Raw genomic sequence first — 20,390 nt, 5'->3', positions numbered from 1 at the left:
GTTATTTCGTTTGATATCCGCCGTAATATTTTACAGGAGACCATTCCGGAAGAACCGGAAGTACAGCTGGAGAAATTGTTTTGTAGGTTTCGTCTCCATAAACCACTTTTCCGTCAACAATAGTTAATTTTGAAGTAATGTTTTTGATTTGTTCTTCATCAACACTGAAATAATCTTTATCTAAAATCGTAAGGTCTGCGAAATATCCTTTTTTGATTTTTCCTTTTTCATAATCCTTTATCAATTCATATCCTCCAAAAGTGGAAAGCGATAAAGCTGTTTTTCTGTCAAGAGCATTTTCTTTGGCCATGACCTGAGTTCCGCCCAAAGTTTTCCCTGAAGTTATCCAGTACAAAGCCACCCACGGATTATAACTTGCGACTCTGGTTCCGTCTGTTCCCAATCCTACAGGAATTCCCATTTCCAGCATTTTCTTGACTGGTGGAGAAGCCAACGCAGCCTTTTTCCCATAACGGTGGATGAAACTTTCACCCTGATACGCCATTCTGTGTTGTACTGCAATTCCCCCGTTTAAAGCTTTGATGCGTTTCATGTTGTCTTCAGAAACTGTTTCCGCGTGGTCAAAGAACCAGACCAATCCGTTCAAGGGCGTTTCTCTATTCACTTCTTCGATGACGTTTAAAAATCTTGTGATGCTTTCATTATAAGTTGCGTGAATTCTGAATGGCCATCTTTTTTTCACCAAAAGACTTACGACTTCTTTCATACTTTTCTCCATTGTTGCAGGTAATTCTGGTCTTGGGAAAAGGAAATTCTCGAAATCTGCACCATCCGAAACCAGATTTTCACCGCCACCATTCACATGATAATCAATACCGTTGTGGTCGTTGTGCCCGTGGTCATCTATATCTACCATTCCTGTCCATTTTGTATAGTCAGATAATTCTGAACCTTTCTTTTGGGCAAACAGATAATAAGGCAAACGAACCGTAATTTTTCCTTTTTTATTCAACGCATCCGTCGTTCCGTAATCATCAGGGAAGTTTTGAAAACCACCGCCAGCATCCATTACCGCCGTCACGCCAAGACTATTCAGTTCAGTCATATATTGAAGCGTTGAATTTTCTTTTTCCGCTTCGGTCAGCTCAGGCAATTTTGCCAAAGTTGAGTATAGAATAAATGCGTTTGGCTCTGCAACCAAAAGACCTGTCGGGTCGCCGTTGTAGTCTTTTTCAATTAAACCCTGAGCCGGATTTGGCGTTTCACCATTGATGTTTAATTGTTTTAAACCTGATTTATTCAGCCAAGCTTTTCCGTAGAGATACATTACAAAAGCCGGAACATCGCCTGTCGCTTCGTTGATTTCTGCTAAAGTCGGCAGTCTTTTTTCTTCAAACTGATATTCATTCCAGCCTCCGATCACTCTTACCCACTGCCCTTTTGGTGTTCTCTGAGACTGCTCTTTTAACATTTCCAAAGCTCTTTTCAAAGTTTTCACACCGTCCCAGCGAAGTTCTGTATTGTAAAATCTTCCACCACGGATGACATGCAAATGACTGTCAAACAATCCAGGAATCACACGGTTTCCTTTAGCATCAATGATTTTTGTAGCGCTTCCTTTTAGTTTTAAAATCTGAGCATTTGTTCCGGTCTGGAAAATTTTGTTGTCTTTGATGGCAACCGCCTGAACTTCCGGATTTTTATCATCCATTGTGGTGATTTTTCCGTTCGTTACTATTAAATCTGCTTTCTGAGCGTTAAACAATCCGGCACCTAAGACCAATGAGAATAGAATTTTATGGAGTGGTTTCATAATGTACTTTTTAATGGTTTTAAAGAAAGTAAGGCAGGTCGGTTTTCAACCTGCCGATGTTGAAATTTGATTAATGTTTAAGCATATCCTGAGCGTACTGAATTCCCAATCCGTAAGCACCACCATATTTTTTCATTAAATCATTTACAGGTTTGTATGTTTCTTTTCTGGACCAATCTCTCTGTAATTCAAGAACATACTGAACTGAGGTAATCGGTCTTGCACCTGCCTGAACCATTCTTGTAACTGCCTGGTCGTGAGCATCTTTTGAAATATCACCCGAAGCATCTGTAATGATGTACACTTCATAACCTTCGTCGATTGCCGATAGAGCCGGGCCTACGATACAAACGCTCGTCCACAGACCAGCCAAAACCAGTTTCTTTTTGTTTTTTCCTGTGATGGCTTTGTGAGCATTTACATCTTCCCACGTGTTCATCGTGGTTCTGTCTACATATCCACTGGTTGCTTCAGGATAAACGGCTGAAATTTCCGGAAAAACAGGACCGGCGAATGACTTTTCCGCAACAGTTGTTACAACTGTAGGAACATTGAAGATTTTTGAACCGCCTGCAATCAATGCAACATTGTTTCTCAGTTCTTCCATACTGATGTTTTTGGTTGCGAATGCCATCTGTCCCTCGTGGTCAATTAATACCAAAGCGTGATTGGTTGGGTTTAGCATTGTAGTTCCTGCTTTTTGAGCGAATGCTGTTACTGATAATACTACTGTTGCGAATGTTAAGATTAACTTTTTCATAATGTTTGATTTTTAAATGTTGTTTTGTTATAATGTGTGTTCGATTTTCAAAATCTGTTTTAATATCTGTTTGATTTTGATATGACAAATTTAGGGCGACGGAAAACCCTGCACATTTAACTAGTTTAATAAATCATTTTTATTGAAAAAAAATTAAATTTACTTTTATTGAATTTCAGACATACTTAAGTATAATGATCTACAAAGAGAATAACACAACATTAAAATCATGATTATCAGTATTTTATAAATAAAATTGAAATTTTTATCTGCAAAATTTGGATAAAAAAAATAAGACCCGGATATTAAACCCAAGTCTTATTCATTATAATATATCACTCAAAAATGAATGAGTGTTTAATTTTTTACTGATATATTATCACCAATTTTTCAAAATACTTTTTTAACTTTTCGAAGATTAATGACAGGACAAATTTATGATGAAAAAGTTCACTGTACATTTAACCAGTTTAATTAAATCAGTTTAGTGAAAAAAAAATGCAAAATTAATTTGTTGCTTCTTCGTCAGTAAAAATCTGTACACTTTCTTTCTTTTCAATTAACTGGAGCGGATATAATTCAGGATGATACGCTCCATTTAAAACTTCATTCAGAGCATGTTTTTTAGATTGACCAAAGGTGACAATCAAAACATTTTCAGCTTTATTGATGATGGGCTCAGTCAAAGTGATTCTGTACATTTCCTGAGGTTTGAGAAAATAGGCATCAACCCATTTTTTCTTTTCATGTAAAACCGTTTCACCTGGAAATAATGAAGCCGTATGACCATCATCGCCCATTCCTAAAAGAATAAAATCAAAAATACCTTCATCGCCTAAAACATTTCGGATTTGCGCTTCATATTCTTTTGCATAATCTTCAGGTTCAACTCCATCTTTGTACATTGGAAAAACCTGGTTTTCAGTTACCGGAACTTTAGATAAAAGCGTTTCCAGAGTCATTTTGTAATTGCTTTTTTCATCATCCAAAGAAACCCATCTTTCATCTACCCAGAAAAAATATACTTTGTTCCATTCTATTTTACCGGCATATTCCGGAGTCGCCAATAAACTGAAAATGGCTTTTGGAGAAGAGCCACCACTTAATGCAACTGTAAACTTCCCATGTTTTTGGATAGACTTTTCTGAAAGTTCAACAAAAGTATCTGCTGACTTTTTGTATAATGCATCCAGATTATCAAATATCGTAGTTTTCATTTTGTTCTTTGCTTAATTTTTAAACCCACTGATTTCCCTGTCTCTCAACCAAAGCATTGCTGTCATCGGGACCCCAGCTTCCTGCTTCGTAATTCGGGAAAGATGAATCTTTCGTTTTTTCCCATGTTTCCTGAATTGTTTTTACAACATCCCAAGCTTCCTCTACCTGATCAGAACGCATGAACAATGTAAGATCACCTACAAGTGCCTCTAAAAGAAGCGTTTCGTAAGCTTCCGGAGTATCGGTCTGACATGCAAAATTATCAAAGATCATTTCCACGGGTTTCAATTCTAATGAAAGTCCGGGTTTTTTTGACATGAACTGTAGCCTGATATCCATTTGTGGCTGAATATTTATAATCAACCGGTTAGCAGACAGAAGAGATGTACTTTCTGAAAATGCAGAATGAGGGAGCGGTTTAAACTGAATGGTAATGTAAGAATGCTTTTCCTTCATTTTCTTTCCGGTGCGAACGTAGAAAGGAACGCTTTCCCATCTTTCATTATCTAAATAAAATTTAATGGCCACAAAGGTTTCTGTATTTGAATCAGGTGCAATTCCTTCTTCCTGGCGGTAGCCGTTTACTTTTAATCCATTTACTTTACCTCTTCCATATTGGCCCCGAACAGCATAATGATCTACTTTTTCGGGCGAAATTCTGCGGATTGATTTTAAAACATCCACTTTACGGTCTCTGATTTCACCAGACTCCAGTGAAACCGGTGGTTCCATGGCAACCATGCAGAGAATCTGTAAAAGATGATTCTGAATCATGTCTCGCAAAGCACCCGTTTGCTCATAAAATCCAGCTCTCGTTTCTACTCCAACTTCTTCTGCGACAGTGATTTGAATAGATTCGATATGTCTTTGGTTCCATAAAGGCTCAAAAATTGAATTTCCGAACCTGAATGCTAAAATATTCTGAACCGTTTCCTTTCCTAAATAATGATCGATACGGTAAATCTGCTCTTCCTGAAAGGTTTGAGAAAGTAGATTATTCAGTTCTATAGCAGACTCTTTATTGTGACCAAAAGGCTTTTCTATAATAATTCGGTCTTTTGCCGGATCGGAAGCGATCGATGTATTTTTGATATGATTTGAAATAACTGATACAAAGTTCGGTGCAATAGAAAGATAGAACAGCCTGTTCCCTCTCATTCCGTACACTTTATCAAAACTTTCCAGTTTCTGATATAAATTTTGGTAGGAACTTTCTTCGTCCAGTTGATGCTGAAAATAGCTGATGTGCGCCTGAAACCCGGCCCAGTCTTCCGATGCTATACTCCTTCTTGAAAAACTCTCAAGATTTTCTTTAACGTAAGATCTGAATTTTTCATCTGTATTTTCGGCTCTTCCCAAAGCTAAAATATTGAAGCCCTTCGGCATTCTGCCATCAATATACAAATTATAAAATGCAGGAAAAAGCTTTCTTTTTGCCAAATCTCCAGTCGCACCAAAAATTACAATAGTGGTTGGGTGCAGGATTGTATTGTCGCTCATTTTCTGAATTTTAATTATTATCTGTGTTCCAGAATGTGTGAAAAACACCTTCTCTATCTACTCTTTGATACGTGTGTGCCCCGAAATAATCGCGCTGTGCCTGAATAAGATTCACAGGTAAACTATCTGTTGTGTAGGCATCAAAATAACCTAATGCAGATTGAATTCCCAGGCTTGGGATTCCATTTGAAACAGCGAAGGATGCAGTGTTTCGCAAAGATTTAACTTTAGATTTTACGATATCGGAAATTTCTTTATCTAAAAGAATATTAGGTAATTCTGGATTTTCAACGTAAGCTTTATAGAATTTTTCTAATAAAACAGAACGGATAATGCAACCGCCTCTCCAGATTTTCACAACATCTTTCAAAGGAGTTTCAAACTGATATTCTTCCGAAGCTTTAACCAATAAAGCAAGACCTTGAGCATAACTTATTAAAGTAGCCAGATACAATGCATCACCAACTTCTTTAATAAACAATTCTGTATTCTCAGGACTTGCAATTTTTTCTTTTGAATATAATTTAGACGCCTGAGTACGCTCAGTTTTATAGGCAGATAAAATTCTTGACGTTACAGCAATGTCGATTGTAGGGATTGAAACGCCGATTTCCATTGCCTGCTCAGAAGTCCATTTTCCTGTTCCTTTTGCTCCGGCTCTATCTAAAATCTGATCGACGAGAAAACCGTCTGTCAAATCATCTTTCTGTTTAAAAATATCTCTGGTAATTTCTATGAGGAAAGAATTCATCTCTCCTTCATTCCATTTTTTAAAAACTTCGTATAGCTGATCGTTGTTTAGGTTTGCACCTTTTCTCAGCAGATCGTAAGCCTCACTGATTAATTGCATAATGGCGTATTCGATACCGTTATGAACCATTTTCACATAATTTCCGGAAGCACCTTTTCCCATGTAAGCTGTACAGGGTTCACCATTTACTTTTGCTGAAATCTTTTCCAGCATTGGTTTAACCAGGTTGAAGGCTTCCAAATCACCTCCGGGCATGATACTCGGTCCTCTTCTTGCGCCCTGCTCACCTCCGGAAACCCCCATTCCCATAAAATGCAGATTCTTAGAAGCTAAATCGTCAATACGTCTTTCAGTATCTTTAAAATAAGAATTCCCTGCATCAATTACGACATCTTTCGGGCTGAGAAACGGTGTAATACTTTCTAGAACAGCATCTACCGGCTTACCTGCAGGAACCATCAGAATAATTTTCCTAGGAATGTCCAGACCTATTACAAATTCTTCCAGAGAAACAGACCCGATAACCTTTGTTCCTTCAGCCACTCCATTTCTGAGCTCAATGACTTTTTCTTCATCTAAATCGAATCCTGCTACAGAAAAACCATGATCAGCAATATTATAAAGCAGATTTCTCCCCATTACGCCGAGACCAATGACCCCGTAATTATACTTTTCCATTCTTACTTAAGATTTATTTTTATTTTTACAGCTCAAATTTACGGAAATGCATATCAGTAAAAAAATTATGTTAATTTTATTTCGTTTGATATCTTATGTACCATTACATAAAACCGAATCAATAATTTAAAATTTTTATCAAGTTCTTACATCGTCATCGGAACTTCCATCAATAAAATTTCTGTATTTTCTGAAGTTGATTTGATATTTAAATCTGTAATATCCCAGACACCTAAACCGTCTCTCGTTTCCACTTTCTGTCCTTCGATTTCTGCACTTCCTTTTAAAATAAAAGCATATACACCGTTCCCTTTTTTCCTGATTTGATACTTGGTTTCAATATGATTTTCGAAGTTTCCCAAATGGAACCACGCATCCTGATGAATCCAAACCCCTTCGTCATATGCATTGGGAGAAAGAATCTGCTGGAATTTATTCTGACCTTTTGTTTTGTCTAAAGTCATCTGGTCATATCTCGGTGTCACATTTCTTCTCTTTGGATATACCCATATTTGAAGAAACTTTACCAAACTGTCATTATTTTTGTTGAATTCGCTGTGCATAATTCCTGTTCCGGCACTCATTACCTGAATGTCTCCACTCCTGATAATCGCCGAATTTCCCATACTGTCCTTATGTTCCAGATCTCCTTCCAACGGAATGCTGATGATTTCCATATTGTCGTGAGGATGCGTTCCGAAGCCTCTTCCCGCCTCCACTTTATCGTCATTCAAAACTCTGAGAACACCAAAATGCATTCTTTCCGGATTGTGATAATTGGCAAAGCTGAATGTATGATTGCTCACTAACCAGCCGTGGTCTGCCTTCCCTCTGGAATCCGCCTTGTGAATTACAGAATTGTCTTTGATTTTTGAATCTGTATTTGGTAAATGATTGTATCCGATCGGCTCCAAAGGCTCGATTTCATCAATCTCATTTTTCATTGTATTGCCTAATGAGGCTGTCGCTACAAACATTCCTGTTCCGAGTAATCCTTTCTTTAAAAAATCTTTTCTGTCCATATCTTTTTGTTGTTATTTGTTATTGATAGAGCAAATTTAGGATGAGTAAAATCGCTGGGCACTGAACTGGTTTAATAAATCAGTTTGGTACAAATCAATTAATGAGATGCGATTATCTTGATCTCGACGAACTGTCCCGGTAATGCCAATTCGCTTACTCCAATAATTGAACTTGCAACCGATAAAGGATCAGGATAAAAATCATTTTTGAATTTTTTTCTCGCTTCAAAGCCCGATGCCATATCAGTAACATAGATCACTTCTTCTACCACATGATCCATGCTCATTTCAAATCGTGATAAAAGTTGCTTGATATTGGCATAACTTTGCATCATTTGAGCGTCCATTCCTTCCGCCAGTTCACCTTTTTCATTGTGTCCCAACTGACCTGACACCCAAACCGTATTTCCTTTTTTTACAGCCTGTGCATATCCGTAGATTTCTTCCCAAGGCATTCCGAAGCCTATTGATTTTTTGTTTTGTTCTGACATTTTGTTTGGTTTTAATTGTTAATTTGATACAGCAAATGTAAAGTGATGAAAGTTCGCACACATTTAACTGGTTTAATAAATAACGTTTCTCAAAAAAAATCTAAAGTCTTAATTCCGCTCTTTTCTGAAGATTTCTATAAATGAAAAAGGCAGTTTACATATAATGCGTAAACTACCTTTCGGAAAATTCAGTAATATTGAACTGCTCTTCAAGCAGAGAAGTATCGTTATTTCATTTTTACTTTTGCTTATTTGCCAAACGTTTTCTGATCGTGCTCACAAACTCTTTCGAAACTCCAAGATATGATGCGATGTAGTATTGTGCAACGCGCTGTGGAATTGTCGGATAAACCCTGATAAATTCGAGATAACGGTCTGTGGCTGGCTGGGAAATGGTGTTAATCAGACGGTTTTGTAAAGTCACCACATACTTTTGCATCATCAGTCGGAAAGCCCTTTCAAACTTCGGAACTTTCTGCATCAGTTCTTCTTTTGTTGTCGGGTTGAGAGTATAAATCTCAGTATCTTCCAGTGTTTCTATAAAAACCTTTGATGGAATCTGGTTGTTGAATGACGCAATATCAGTAATCCACCAATCTTCCACTGCAAACAAAAGGGTTACCTCAAAACCATTTTCATCAAGATAATAGGTTCGCACACAGCCTTCTTTGATAAAACCTTCGAACTGGCAAATCTCTCCTTCCCGCAACAAAAGTGTTTTCTTTGGAAACTTTTGCAGTACAAGAAGATCTTCATAGATTTTTTCTTCTTCAGGTGTCAGCACGACAAATCTTGAAATGTTTTTGATGATATTCTGGAACATAGTTTTTATTTTAAGGTTGCAAATTAGGAAAAAGTGTGTAAACTTCGTTCTTCAGAAGTCCACTTCCACCGCCGTAATGGTCGATAACTTTCACATCTTTATCCAGATTTTCGCAGAAAACTTTAATATCATTTTCAAATTTTTGATCCAATCCGGAACTCAACAAAACAATATCAACCTGATTTTCTTTAATATAATTGGGACAAATGGTTTCATCGCTTTGGATTTCGGCGTTCCAGCCTTCATTATTTTCGATGATTCTTTTTAAAGTTTCAAGAATTTCCTGATTTTTTCCGATGACTAAAAAATTTAAAGTTTTCATTTTCTTAATTTATAAATGAATAAAAAGCGAAGTTCTTTCCTTTTTCTCAAGGTTTTTTGTTGTATGACCTTTTCCTGAAATATCTTCAACCAAAAGAATTTCTCCCGTTTGAAACTGTCTGATTTCACCCAGCGAAGTTTCAATCTCTACGCCTCCATCCAACAATACAATATATTGTTTTTGCGGAGCGAGATGAAAACCGTAATCATAATCAGCAGAAACGGTTCTGAACTGCAGTTTTTTGACATTAATATCTTCTGATAAAAATCCGATTTCGCCTTGATTAATTAATGGAATTTCGATGTCTTCGAAGTGAGATTCGCCGTTTTCGTCACTGAATATTTTTGTGATTTTCATTGATTTAAAGTTTTGGCTGAAGCCAATTGATATTTTAATTTCTTAAACGGGCTAAAGCAGTTCCTATTGAATCAAGATGGTGTTTATTTGTGCAAATATTCGTGATAATTATGTTTAAAACTTAAACGTATTTTTATTTCTCGCAGATTTTTTTCATTTTGCAGATATCTGATAAAATTTGCTGAATCTGAAAAATCTCCGAGAGAATAAATCATTTAAAAACAATAGAATTCGCCAGTTCAATTTCCTCCTGATTAATCGAATGTCCAAAATTAGCATAAACTTTTTCCGTCACATCGGCATTCATTTCCTTTAAAATATTGGCTGTCGCGTAAACTCTTTCTATAGGAACATGGAAATCCGGATTGCTTGTCCCCAGGAAAACCGGCGTTTGCGCAAAATCACCTTTGTAATTTTCACGATTGATTTTTTCACCAATCACACCACCGATAATCGCCACTGCTCCACCAAATCTTTGAGCGTTTCTGGCTAAAAATTCCAAGGTCAGACACGCACCTTGTGAAAATCCGAAAAAGTAAATATTCTCACCTTTGATTCCAGCATCCAAAGCCGTTTGAACAGTTTTTCCAACAGTTTCAATGGCTGATGACAACCAAGGTTCGTTTTGCTCAACCGGAGCGGTGAAGGACAACGGATACCAGGTTCCATTGGTTGCCTGTGGCGCAAGCAGAGCATAATCTACTACATTCAAGTGTTGTGAAAGGCTCAAGATATCCTGAGCACTTCCGCCTCTTCCGTGAATCATTATCAAAACTTTTTCGGCTTCAGCTAATAGTTTTCCTGATGTTTTAATATCTAAAATATGGTTCATTTTAATTAAATTTTTGGGTTGGATAATTAATTTGGGGTAAAACACTTAACAGATGCTCCCTGTTTTCTTCAAACTGTTCCGGCAACATTAGATTTTCACCTAAAGAAGCCAATTCTTCATCAATATCAAAACCGGGTCCTGAGGTGGCGATCTCAAACAAAACTCCGCCAGGTTCTTTAAAATAAATGGAAGTGAAATATTTTCTGTCCTTGACTTCCGTATGCTGTAAACCGAATTTGTTTAATTTTTCAATCATTTCAAGTTGCGTTTCCGCATTTGGAGTAGCAAAGGCAACGTGATGTACTGTTCCTCTTCCTGCCAAACCTTTCAAAGCAGATGGTGTGCAAAGCAAATCGACATATTTTCCGGGTCTGTCTTCCGTTCCAAATCTGAATCTGTCCGAGCTTTCAGCAATCAGCTGATGATCTATCTGCGTCGTTAAAAGTGAGGCCGTTCTTTCGTAAGCATCGACCCAAATTTCAACGTGATGAATTCCTTTTATTGCAAAATCTTTCGGAATAAATCCATTATCATAACCTTTTCTAATGTCTTTTTCATTAAAAACCAGCTCCAAACCCAATCCGTCAAAATCTTCCAGGTAAATAAAAACTTCGCCCGATAACCTTTGCTGTGCCTGTTTGTAAGGAATATTGAATTGATCAAGACGTTCCAGCCAGTAATCAAAAGCATCCATTGAAACAGAAAAAGCGGTGGTATTGAGCATGCCTTTTCCGTGCCTTCCGTTGGCCAGACCTTTACCGTAAGGAAAAGTTGTCATGATTGTTCCCGGCGTTCCGAATTCGTCTCCGAAATAAAAATGATACACCTCAGCATAATCAAAATTGACTGTTTTTTTGATTAATCTAAGCCCTAAAACACCTGTGTAAAAGTCTATATTCTCCTGCGAATCGCCTGTGATTGCCGTTACATGATGAAGTCCTGTGATAAGTGCCATAATTTTTTTTTGATATTGGTTGATAGTTGCTGGTTGTTGGTTTTTAGTGAAAATTACGCTTCCACCTTAAACCACACGTCGTTATATTCCTCAGGATTCCGTTTAAACTGTGCATGAACGTACGGACAAAGTGGAACAATTTTCAAATTATTTTCTCTTGCGTATGAAACAAGTTCTCCCAATAACAGTTTGGCAAAACCATTTCCTGCATACTCATCATCCACCTCTGTGTGATATACTGTAAGTTTGTCTTTGATGACAGAGATATCCATTTTTCCGGCTTTATTGTCATCCGAGAAAAGCTGAACTTCACCTCTTGCGTTTCCTAAAACCACTTTTGTTGTTTCCATAATAATTTTTTGCTTAATGTTAAGATATTGTGTTCTAAAACTGTATGATGCTATGATAATTTTGGTAAAACTTCTTCTATTTTTTCACGCAAAGATTCGTGCTGTTTTGGAAGTTTTAAATTTTTGCCCAATTCATTTAAAGGCTCATCCACTGTGAAACCTGGATTGTCGGTAGCGATCTCAAAGAGTACACCACCCGGCTCACGGAAGTACAGGGAGTAGAAATAATCTCTGTCGATCTTCGGCGTGATGCTCAAACCTGCGGACATTACTTTTTCACGGAATTCCATTAAAACGTTATCATCTTTCACACGGAAAGCAACGTGATGATTGGTTCCTCCGGCGTTTCTACCTGCCGGAATTTTATCGTTTTCAATGATGTCAACAAGATTTGCAGTTTCAATCGCATCGGTTGCGAATCTGTATCTTTCGCCTTCCTGTTTTTGCAAACCGTATCCAAAAATATCGGTTAAAACTTTGATTGTTGGGTCTGCTTTTTTCAAGGTTAAAGTGATGTTGTGGAAACCTTTCAAAGCATTTTCGTCCTTAATATCATCGGTGGTCCATACTTTTCTGTCATCCGGTGTTGATGATTCTATAAACTGCAACTGAAGTCTGTCAGGATCCTGAAATGAGATCAGTTTTTCACCGAAAATTTCTCCTTCCTCAAAACTGATATTAAATTCCTGAAATCTGTTTTTCCAGAATTCCGAACTTCCTTTCGGAACCGAATATCCAATGTGAGTTGCCAAACCGGAGCCATTTGTTCCTTTTCCAATTCCTTCCCACGGAAAAAATGTTAAAATCGTTCCCGGTGTTCCTTCTTCGTTTCCGTAATAAAAATGGTATGTTCCGGGATCATCGAAGTTGACTGTTTTCTTTACCAGTCTTAAACCTAAAACCTGAGTATAAAAATCTAAATTTCTCTTTGCATTGTTGGCGATTGCTGTGATGTGGTGCAATCCTAAAATTCTATTTTCCATTTTGTCTATTTTTTAATTTCGATATGACAAATTTAGGACGATGGATTGCACTGCACATTTAACTAGTTTAATAAATGCCTTCGTTCTGAAATTTTAAAAGAGCAATAGTTTCCAGAATCATCTTCACCGACCCATTTTGCCCATTCACCGAAAAATCCATCATTTTTTTAAGATTCATCCTGAACTTTACATCAGAAATAAGAGCAATACCGCTCCACTTAAATCTTAAAATTATGAAAACAAACATCGGACTTAGAGAGCAAAACGCAGAAGCTGTTGCGGAACAATTGGCAAAACTTTTGGCAGACGAAACTGTACTTTACATCAAAACAAGAAACGCCCACTGGAATGTGACCGGCGAAAACTTCCACGCGAACCATATTTTCTTCGAAGAACAGTACAAACAGTTGGACGAATTGATTGACAGCGTTGCAGAACGTCTCAGAAAAATCGGTCATTACGCACCTGCAACTATGAAAGCTTATTTAGAATTGACCCATCTTACAGAATACAGCGACAGGACGAATGACGGTTTGGGCTTTATGAAAGATTTGTTAAAAGACCACGAAAGCATCATCGATTTTCTAAAAGGAAACGTGACGCCTTTTGCCGAAAAATACAAAGATTACGGTTCCAGCGACTTCATCACAAGCCTGATAGAAACACACGAAGAAATGGCCTGGATGATTCGTTCATACTTCAGAAATTAAAGAAAATAAGAAAAGGAATAATTATATTTGTGTCAACCATAATAAACTATCCCTATGAAAGCCTTAATCGTTGATGATAATGATATTGCCAGAACCACATTGGCACATTTGGCAAAACAAGTTCCGAATCTGACGATTGTGAAGGAATACGACAATGCGATGGAGGCTTACAACCACCTGCAAAAAAATCACGTTGACCTCATATTTTTGGACATTGAAATGCCTGAAATGACTGGAATCGAGCTCACAAAAGCTTTATCAGGGAAAGAAACCATCATCATTTTCACCTCATCCAAAAAAGATTACGCACTCGAAGCTTTCGAGCTCAACATCGCAGATTATCTTCTGAAACCTGTGATGCCTGCGAGATTTTTACAGGCAGTCAGCAAAGCTCAGGCGATTCTTGACAGCCGAAAAGAAGATGTGGAAGTCACCAAAGATGAATTCCTTTTCGTGAGAGATTCCAATATCACAAGGCGTTTGAAGCTCGATGATATTTTTTATGCGGAAGCAATGGGCGATTATGTAAAGTTTTACACCAGTGAAAAAATGTATGCCATTCACGGAACAATGAAATCGGCGGAAGAACGTCTCCCAAAAGACCATTTCATCAGAGTTCATCGGTCTTACATCGTTTCTGTCGGTAAAATAGACACACTTCAGGACGGCGGAATTATGATCAACGGAAAATTCATTCCCGTTGCAGATGCGTACAGAAAAGCACTCAACACGAGAATGAATGTCTTTTAACATTTTTATTTGACTACGTCGAACCACTTTGTTAGGTTTGGGCAGCTTAATCCGCCTGAAGTTTATCCTGAGCTTGTCGAAGGGCTCCCAATCTTTTTTGCAGACGATTTCAGTTTTAAATAGAAATTAAGTCAAAGCAAAAAAGGATTTCCGCTCAAGTCGGGCTGCGAGAGATTCAACGTTCCAATTCGAATGTAAAATTCCCCTCCTCTGGAGGGGTGGCGAAAATTCAAAGAATTTTTGACGGGGTGGTTTTTAACAATTCAAAATAAGTACAAGAACTTATGAAAAAAATATCCTCAGTAATGGGCAACAAACGGTTCAGTTATTTCATCATCCTCACATTTATTGCGGGCTCTCTTCTGTTGATAGCGGTTCAAATCAATTCAGCTAAAAATACCAAAGAACTCATTCAAAATAACAACCGACTTCTCAACGAGCTGCGTTCGAGCAATCATTTGCGAGAAATCGACCGCGATATTCTGGGCGTTGAAAGCAGAATCCGAGCTTCCATTGCAACAAATGATACGACACATCTTAACGGAGTTGACCAGAAAATTGACGAAGTAGAAAACTTCCTCGATTCCCTCTCCAAAGACAATGCAGATATTGAGGAACAAAAACTGATTCAAAGACTAAGCGTTTTGGCTTTAGAGAAAAAGCTTGTGAAGGAGAAACTTCTTTTGCGTCACAAAACAATTGGTGATATGGATGACCAAACTTCGATTGCGAATCCAAGAGCCAGAAAAATCTCGAATGAAATTACCAATATCACAGCCAAAATTTATGAAAAACGCAGAGTCGATATGGTCAACCTCAGCAAACAAAGTGAGGAAATGGGACAGAAAGCCAGATTTTACGATATTTCCCTATTGATTCTACTGATTCTAAGCGGTTCCATCGTTGGTTATCATATTCTACGTCAGTTCAAACGTCAGCGATTATTGATTCAGGAATTGGATGTTGCGCAGAAAAAAGCTTTGGTCGCCGCGCAAACGAAAGAAAATTTCCTTGCCAATATGAGCCACGAAATCAGAACACCTTTGAGCGGGATTTTGGGCTTTACCAATCTTTTACAAAAAAGACCTTTGGATGACACTTCGAAAGAATTTGTCTCGTCCATTCAACGTTCTGGGGAAAATCTGATGGCGATTATTAATGACATTTTAGATTTATCAAAAATCGAAGCCGGAATGATGCGCATTACCAAAGGCATATTCAGCATCAATGGATTGGTAAATTCAGTTGAAACATTTTTCGTAGAAAGAGCCAAGGAAAAAGGATTGACGATTTCCAGCAAAATAGATTCTTCTATTCCTGATACCTTGAATGGCGACGCCACGAGACTGACTCAAATTTTGGTCAACCTCATCGGAAATGCCATTAAATTTACACATCAGGGGAATATTAATATAGAAATTTACAATAAACAACAGACAGAAAATGAAGTCGTTGTAGGTTTTAAAGTTTCTGACACAGGAATTGGAATTGATAAAGAAAAACTCATTGAAGTTTTTGAAAGATTCAATCAGGGTGAAGATTCTACAACCCGAAATTACGGCGGAACCGGACTTGGTTTATCGATTGTCAAAAGTCTGATTCAGTTGCAAAACGGTGATATCGAAGTCATCAGCGAACAGGGAAAAGGCACGACTTTCCATTTTTATATTCCTTATGCGATTGCGAAAGAACAGCTGAATGTAGTTCCGAAAGTTGACACCGATTATTTTAAAGATAAAACAAACGCGTCTTTGAAAGTGTTAATCGTGGATGACAACACTATCAATCAAAGTCTAATGAAGCATCTTTTGTCACAATGGAACATCGATTTCGAAACCGCAAATAACGGTCTGGAAGCGGTAGAATTTCTCAGAAATAATGATTGTGATTTGGTTTTGATGGACATCCAAATGCCACAAATGGACGGTTACGTTGCCACGCAAACCATCCGTGAAGAACTGAAACTGAACACGCCTATCATCGCAATGACCGCACACGCTTTGGCAGGCGAACGCGAAAGATGTATGAGCCGTGGAATGAACGAATATATTTCTAAACCTATCAAAGAAGAAGAATTATTTAAATTAATCTCCAATTTTGGATTAAAAGAAAACAAAAAAACCGAAACAAAAACCGCAGAAGTCACTTCTAATTACGAATTCATCGACCTTACTTATTTGAAGTCTATTAGTAATGAAGACAAGGATTTTGAAAGAACCGTGACACAACAGTTTTTAGATAAAGTCCCAACCCATTTGCAGGAACTGAAATTGGCTTACGACAACAAGGATTTTAAATTATTGAAATTAAGAGCCCACGATTTAAAATCGAGTGTGGCGATAATGGGTTTGCTTCCTTTGTTAGAGGAAAAATTAGATATTTTAGAATTAACAACCAAAGAAAATCCAGCATCGCAACTGGCTTTGGAAGAAGTAAAAGATGTTTTGCTGAAATCTTTTTTTGAAACTAAACTATTTATGAAATCGATTTAAAATAATTTGAATTAGTAGCAATTTTTATAATTATAAATCACTGTAAAATGCAGTGATTTTTTTTGTTTATACTGATGATTTTTTCGCTTTTGTCATTCCGTAGGAATCTCAAAATAGAATTTAAAATAATAATTTGAATTCCTAAGGAAATCGAAGATTCGACGAAGTCAATGACAAACTTGATGCGTATTAAAGTCATTATTATTTCTCTCTATTCAATAATAAATTTCAACATCTATTTAACGACAGTTTACGCCTGTTCATCGAACACCAATTGTTTTTGACTTTAGTTGCTTGTAGTTTTACATCATCAAATTAAAAAATACAAAAACTTAAACTTTAAACATTATGGAAATTATTCAAACACCAGAAAACGCATTGTCTCACTCTACAGTTACAGCGATTATAAATGCCCCAATCGAAAAAGTAAACATTGCGGATTGGTTACTTAATCTTCCCGATGCAGAATATCAAAGATGCTCAACGCAGCACATCGGAGCGGCTATTTCTACCACTTATGACGGCGAACCGGTTTCTTTAAACGTTGAAACAATCGGAGATGCTTTGATGGTTCAGCATTATGTAGCGGTAGAACACCGTCCGGATTATTGCAGAATGTTATCCATTTCAGATTCAATTACCAAAGGCGGACGTACAAAAGTTCAGGTTTTATGGGAACTGAAAGCAACTAAAATCGATGACAACACCACTTTGTACACCAACGAAATTCACGCAACGGCAACTCCTGAAATGTTCGAATATTTAAAAGAACACAACGTGAATCTTGCTGATGCATCCGCTTCCAGACAAGCCGCTTCCGACGCTCATAATCACGAAGAAACGCCAAACTTTGCAAAAAGCATCGAAAACAAAGCATTGACAGGCAAATACAATCAGCCTTTTTAAAAAATCGACACATTATATTTTATTAAATCATTGGAGTTTTCCAGTGATTTTTTTGTTTTTGTTTTACGCAGTTTGTTTGAGACCAAGAGCGTCTTAAATTTTGAATTTCAATTTTCTAAGGCTGTCATTTTGAGCATTGACTGAAAGTCAACGAACGAAGTTCTGAAGTGGAGTCGAAAAATCTCAAATATTTGGATTTTAAAAGATTATTCATTTCATAATGCTTCGCAAAATTCCATTCAGAAATCGAAAAACCGGCGAAGTCAATGACAAAAATAACTATTCAATAAGATTTAAGTAACTCTAAAAATTTTCATTTTGGTTTAAAAATATTCATCATCTACTCCATCATAAAACTCAACGACTCATTTTGCCCGTTCATCGAATTAAATCTGAAAAACCGCTGATTCAGGACTAATTTTACAATAGAAATAAAGACAAACACATATTAATAATCACTAAAAAATAATATTATGAACACAAAATCTTTGAGTTTCAAATACGAATTAGAAAAACAAACACCTCGCACCAACGACGGCGGAACGACAAGAGGCGCTTCTGTAAAAGATTTCCCTGCTTCTATCGGGATTGCGGGAGTTTCTATGAGATTGCAACCCGGAAGTATGAGAGAATTGCACTGGCACGCCAACGCTGCTGAATGGGCATATGTGATTTCTGGGACAGTTCGCACCACGATTATTCATCCAGACGGACACAGCTACACCGATAATTTTGAGCCGGGCGACGTTTGGTATTTTCCAAAAGGTTATGGGCATTCTATTCAGGCGACTGGGACGGAAGAATGTCATTTCATTCTGATTTTTGATAACGGTAATTTTTCCGAAGACCATACGTTCAGCGTTACGGATTTTGTTTCATCTGTACCACCTGAAATTGTTGCTCAGAATTTAGGATTAACTTTAGAAGAAGTAGCTTCTTTACCTCAGAAAGAAGCCTACTTCGCTGCGGGAATTGTTCCGGACGAGATGTCTTTCGTAGCAGAAGCTCGCCCGAATGAATCTGACATCGAATTAACAAGTTTTCACCGTTATCCTTTGCATTCTCAACAGCCGAGAATTGTTCCGGGCGGCGGTTTGCAAAGATTGGTTACAAGCAAGGAATTTCCTATCAGCAGTACAATGTCTGGTTCTATTTTGGAACTTCAACCGGGCGCTTTAAGAGAAATGCACTGGCATCCGAATGCGGACGAATGGCAATATTTTATTTCTGGACAGGCAGAAATGTCAGTTTTCTTAGCCGAATCTACTTGCGTTACTGAGCAGTTCAGTGCAGGCGATATAGGTTACGTTCCAATGGGAGCCGGACATTACATCAAAAATACAGGCGATACCGTTTGCCGGATTTTGATTGGCTTCAACAGCGGAAAATATGAATCGATTGATTTAAGCGAATGGCTGGCTGGAAATCCGAAAGATGTTGTTGTAACGAACTTTGGTTTAAAGGAAGGTGAAGTTGAAAAATTCCCGACTGAGAAAGTTTTCATTCAGCCTAAGAAATAAGATTCGAATTAAAATCTCTCTAGATTATGGATAATTCCAGCATTAAAAAAAGCATTTCCGTTTCATCTGATTCGGTTAAGATGCAGGAGAGATTGGCAATATTTTTAGCTTTGATTGCGGGATATATCGATGGAATAGGACTGATACAATGGAAAACCTACGTCTCTTTTATGAGTGGAAATACCACTTCACTGGGAGCGTCACTTTCAACGGACAACTTTGGAATTGTCATAACGACAGTCACCGTTCTAAGTTGTTTTTTAGTTGGAATTTATACAGGGACGTGTTTGTCATTATCAAAGAGAATAAAGAACCAAACACTGATATTTTATTTGGTTTCCGGAATTCTGATTTTATACACCATCCTTGCTTATTTCTTAAATATCAATACTCTATTATCCATCGGAATCGTCGGATTTTCAATGGGAATAATGAACACGATTGTGACTTCAGTAGGAAAGCAAAAAGTGAATACAGATTTCGTGACAGGAACTCTGAACAGCTTGGCAAGAAACACCGCAATGCTGACGATGACCAAAGATAAAGCAGAAAAAAAGGAATATCAATCCAACGCCATTCATCTTTTGCTTTTGTGGATAGGGTTTTTGTCCGGTGCATTTATCACTCCTTTCCTACTCGACTATTTTGGAAAATGGACATTGATGATTCCAGCATTATTACTAATGATTTGCGGCATATTGATTTCAAAAATTAACGCTAAAAACTAATATTATGTTACAGAAAAACGATGTTGCTCCAGATTTTACTTTGTACGCAACGCCCGACCAAAAAATTACACTTTCAGAATTAAAAGGGAAGAATGTCATTCTCGCTTTTTATCCCGCAGACTGGAGTCCGGTTTGCAGCGACCAAATGGCTTTGTACAATGAGACGTTGAAGTTTTTCAAGAAGTACGATGCAGAGATTTTCGGAATTTCTGTCGACAGCAAATGGTGTCATCTGGCTTTTTCACAATCAAGGAATTTACATTTTCCTTTGCTGGCAGATTTTGAAGCTAAAGGAGAAATTACCAAAAAATACGGCGTTTATGACGATGAAGAAGGCGAATGCAAACGCGCACTTTTCGTCATCAATAAAGATGGCATCATCGAATGGAGTTATCTGTCGCCAACGGCCATCAATCCTGGCGCAGACGGAATTTTAGACGCTTTAGAAACCCTTAACACAAAATAAAA

21 protein-coding genes are annotated in these 20,390 nt (G+C 37.5%); 7 read left to right on the top strand and 14 right to left on the bottom strand.

Annotated features, from left to right (window positions below; translation table 11 throughout):
* Position 1: 1 nt before the first annotated feature.
* From NG809_RS16915 to NG809_RS16850, 14 genes are all read right to left on the bottom strand, one after another.
* Positions 2-1,774 carry an amidohydrolase gene (locus NG809_RS16915; RefSeq protein ID WP_262152448.1) on the bottom strand — a complete coding sequence of 591 codons (1,773 nt, stop codon included), beginning with the start codon at positions 1,772-1,774 and terminating at the stop codon, positions 2-4.
* Positions 1,775-1,844: 70 nt separating this feature from the next.
* Positions 1,845-2,534 carry a hydrolase gene (locus NG809_RS16910; RefSeq protein WP_262152447.1) on the bottom strand — a complete coding sequence of 230 codons (690 nt, stop codon included), beginning with the start codon at positions 2,532-2,534 and terminating at the stop codon, positions 1,845-1,847.
* A 506-nt stretch (positions 2,535-3,040) separates the two neighbouring features.
* The gene (gene pgl, locus NG809_RS16905) at positions 3,041-3,751 is read right to left on the bottom strand and encodes a 6-phosphogluconolactonase (RefSeq protein ID WP_262152446.1); all 711 of its coding nucleotides are present in this window, start codon (positions 3,749-3,751) and stop codon (positions 3,041-3,043) included.
* 19 nt (positions 3,752-3,770) lie between these two features.
* Entirely contained in the window at positions 3,771-5,252 is a 1,482-nt protein-coding gene (gene zwf / locus NG809_RS16900) for a glucose-6-phosphate dehydrogenase (RefSeq protein WP_262152445.1), read from the bottom strand.
* A 10-nt stretch (positions 5,253-5,262) separates the two neighbouring features.
* The gene (gndA, locus tag NG809_RS16895; RefSeq protein WP_262152444.1) at positions 5,263-6,681 is read right to left on the bottom strand and encodes an NADP-dependent phosphogluconate dehydrogenase; all 1,419 of its coding nucleotides are present in this window, start codon (positions 6,679-6,681) and stop codon (positions 5,263-5,265) included.
* Between the two features lie 146 nt (positions 6,682-6,827).
* A complete protein-coding gene (locus tag NG809_RS16890) occupies positions 6,828-7,703 on the bottom strand; it encodes a pirin family protein (RefSeq protein WP_262152443.1) in 876 nt (291 codons plus the stop codon).
* Between the two features lie 98 nt (positions 7,704-7,801).
* A complete protein-coding gene (locus tag NG809_RS16885) occupies positions 7,802-8,194 on the bottom strand; it encodes a Rid family hydrolase (protein ID WP_262152442.1) in 393 nt (130 codons plus the stop codon).
* Between the two features lie 238 nt (positions 8,195-8,432).
* Complete coding sequence (locus NG809_RS16880; protein WP_262152441.1) at positions 8,433-9,017, bottom strand: Crp/Fnr family transcriptional regulator; 585 nt, start codon at positions 9,015-9,017, stop codon at positions 8,433-8,435.
* A gap of 10 nt (positions 9,018-9,027) precedes the next feature.
* Positions 9,028-9,339, bottom strand: a complete 312-nt coding sequence (locus tag NG809_RS16875) for a hypothetical protein (RefSeq protein ID WP_262152440.1) — start codon at positions 9,337-9,339, stop codon at positions 9,028-9,030.
* A 9-nt stretch (positions 9,340-9,348) separates the two neighbouring features.
* On the bottom strand, positions 9,349-9,696 hold the full coding sequence (locus tag NG809_RS16870) for a cupin domain-containing protein (RefSeq protein ID WP_262152439.1): 348 nt from the start codon (positions 9,694-9,696) through the stop codon (positions 9,349-9,351).
* 211 nt (positions 9,697-9,907) lie between these two features.
* Positions 9,908-10,528, bottom strand: a complete 621-nt coding sequence (locus NG809_RS16865) for an alpha/beta hydrolase (protein WP_262152438.1) — start codon at positions 10,526-10,528, stop codon at positions 9,908-9,910.
* 1 nt (position 10,529) lies between these two features.
* Complete coding sequence (locus NG809_RS16860) at positions 10,530-11,483, bottom strand: VOC family protein (RefSeq protein ID WP_262152437.1); 954 nt, start codon at positions 11,481-11,483, stop codon at positions 10,530-10,532.
* 53 nt (positions 11,484-11,536) lie between these two features.
* Positions 11,537-11,833 carry a GNAT family N-acetyltransferase gene (locus NG809_RS16855; RefSeq protein ID WP_262152436.1) on the bottom strand — a complete coding sequence of 99 codons (297 nt, stop codon included), beginning with the start codon at positions 11,831-11,833 and terminating at the stop codon, positions 11,537-11,539.
* 50 nt (positions 11,834-11,883) lie between these two features.
* Positions 11,884-12,816 carry a ring-cleaving dioxygenase gene (locus tag NG809_RS16850; protein WP_262152435.1) on the bottom strand — a complete coding sequence of 311 codons (933 nt, stop codon included), beginning with the start codon at positions 12,814-12,816 and terminating at the stop codon, positions 11,884-11,886.
* Positions 12,817-13,049: 233 nt separating this feature from the next.
* Here NG809_RS16850 and NG809_RS16845 point away from each other — a divergent pair, with 233 nt between their 5' ends.
* From NG809_RS16845 to NG809_RS16815, 7 genes are all read left to right on the top strand, one after another.
* Positions 13,050-13,526 (top strand): Dps family protein, encoded by a 477-nt coding sequence (locus NG809_RS16845; RefSeq protein ID WP_262152434.1) that lies wholly within the window; start codon positions 13,050-13,052, stop codon positions 13,524-13,526.
* Positions 13,527-13,580: 54 nt separating this feature from the next.
* On the top strand, positions 13,581-14,276 hold the full coding sequence (locus NG809_RS16840) for a LytR/AlgR family response regulator transcription factor (RefSeq protein WP_262152433.1): 696 nt from the start codon (positions 13,581-13,583) through the stop codon (positions 14,274-14,276).
* Between the two features lie 284 nt (positions 14,277-14,560).
* Entirely contained in the window at positions 14,561-16,768 is a 2,208-nt protein-coding gene (locus NG809_RS16835) for a hybrid sensor histidine kinase/response regulator (protein ID WP_262152432.1), read from the top strand.
* A 348-nt stretch (positions 16,769-17,116) separates the two neighbouring features.
* A complete protein-coding gene (locus NG809_RS16830; protein WP_262152431.1) occupies positions 17,117-17,674 on the top strand; it encodes a hypothetical protein in 558 nt (185 codons plus the stop codon).
* Positions 17,675-18,147: 473 nt separating this feature from the next.
* Positions 18,148-19,194 (top strand): cupin domain-containing protein, encoded by a 1,047-nt coding sequence (locus NG809_RS16825; protein WP_262152430.1) that lies wholly within the window; start codon positions 18,148-18,150, stop codon positions 19,192-19,194.
* A gap of 26 nt (positions 19,195-19,220) precedes the next feature.
* Entirely contained in the window at positions 19,221-19,922 is a 702-nt protein-coding gene (locus tag NG809_RS16820) for a YoaK family protein (protein ID WP_262152429.1), read from the top strand.
* A 4-nt stretch (positions 19,923-19,926) separates the two neighbouring features.
* Positions 19,927-20,388 carry a redoxin domain-containing protein gene (locus NG809_RS16815; RefSeq protein ID WP_262152428.1) on the top strand — a complete coding sequence of 154 codons (462 nt, stop codon included), beginning with the start codon at positions 19,927-19,929 and terminating at the stop codon, positions 20,386-20,388.
* Positions 20,389-20,390 lie beyond the last annotated feature (2 nt).

Origin of the sequence: Chryseobacterium foetidum (assembly GCF_025457425.1) — a bacterium.
In the GTDB taxonomy this organism is placed as follows: domain Bacteria; phylum Bacteroidota; class Bacteroidia; order Flavobacteriales; family Weeksellaceae; genus Chryseobacterium; species Chryseobacterium foetidum.
This window is presented reverse-complemented; position numbering and strand designations above follow the sequence as displayed.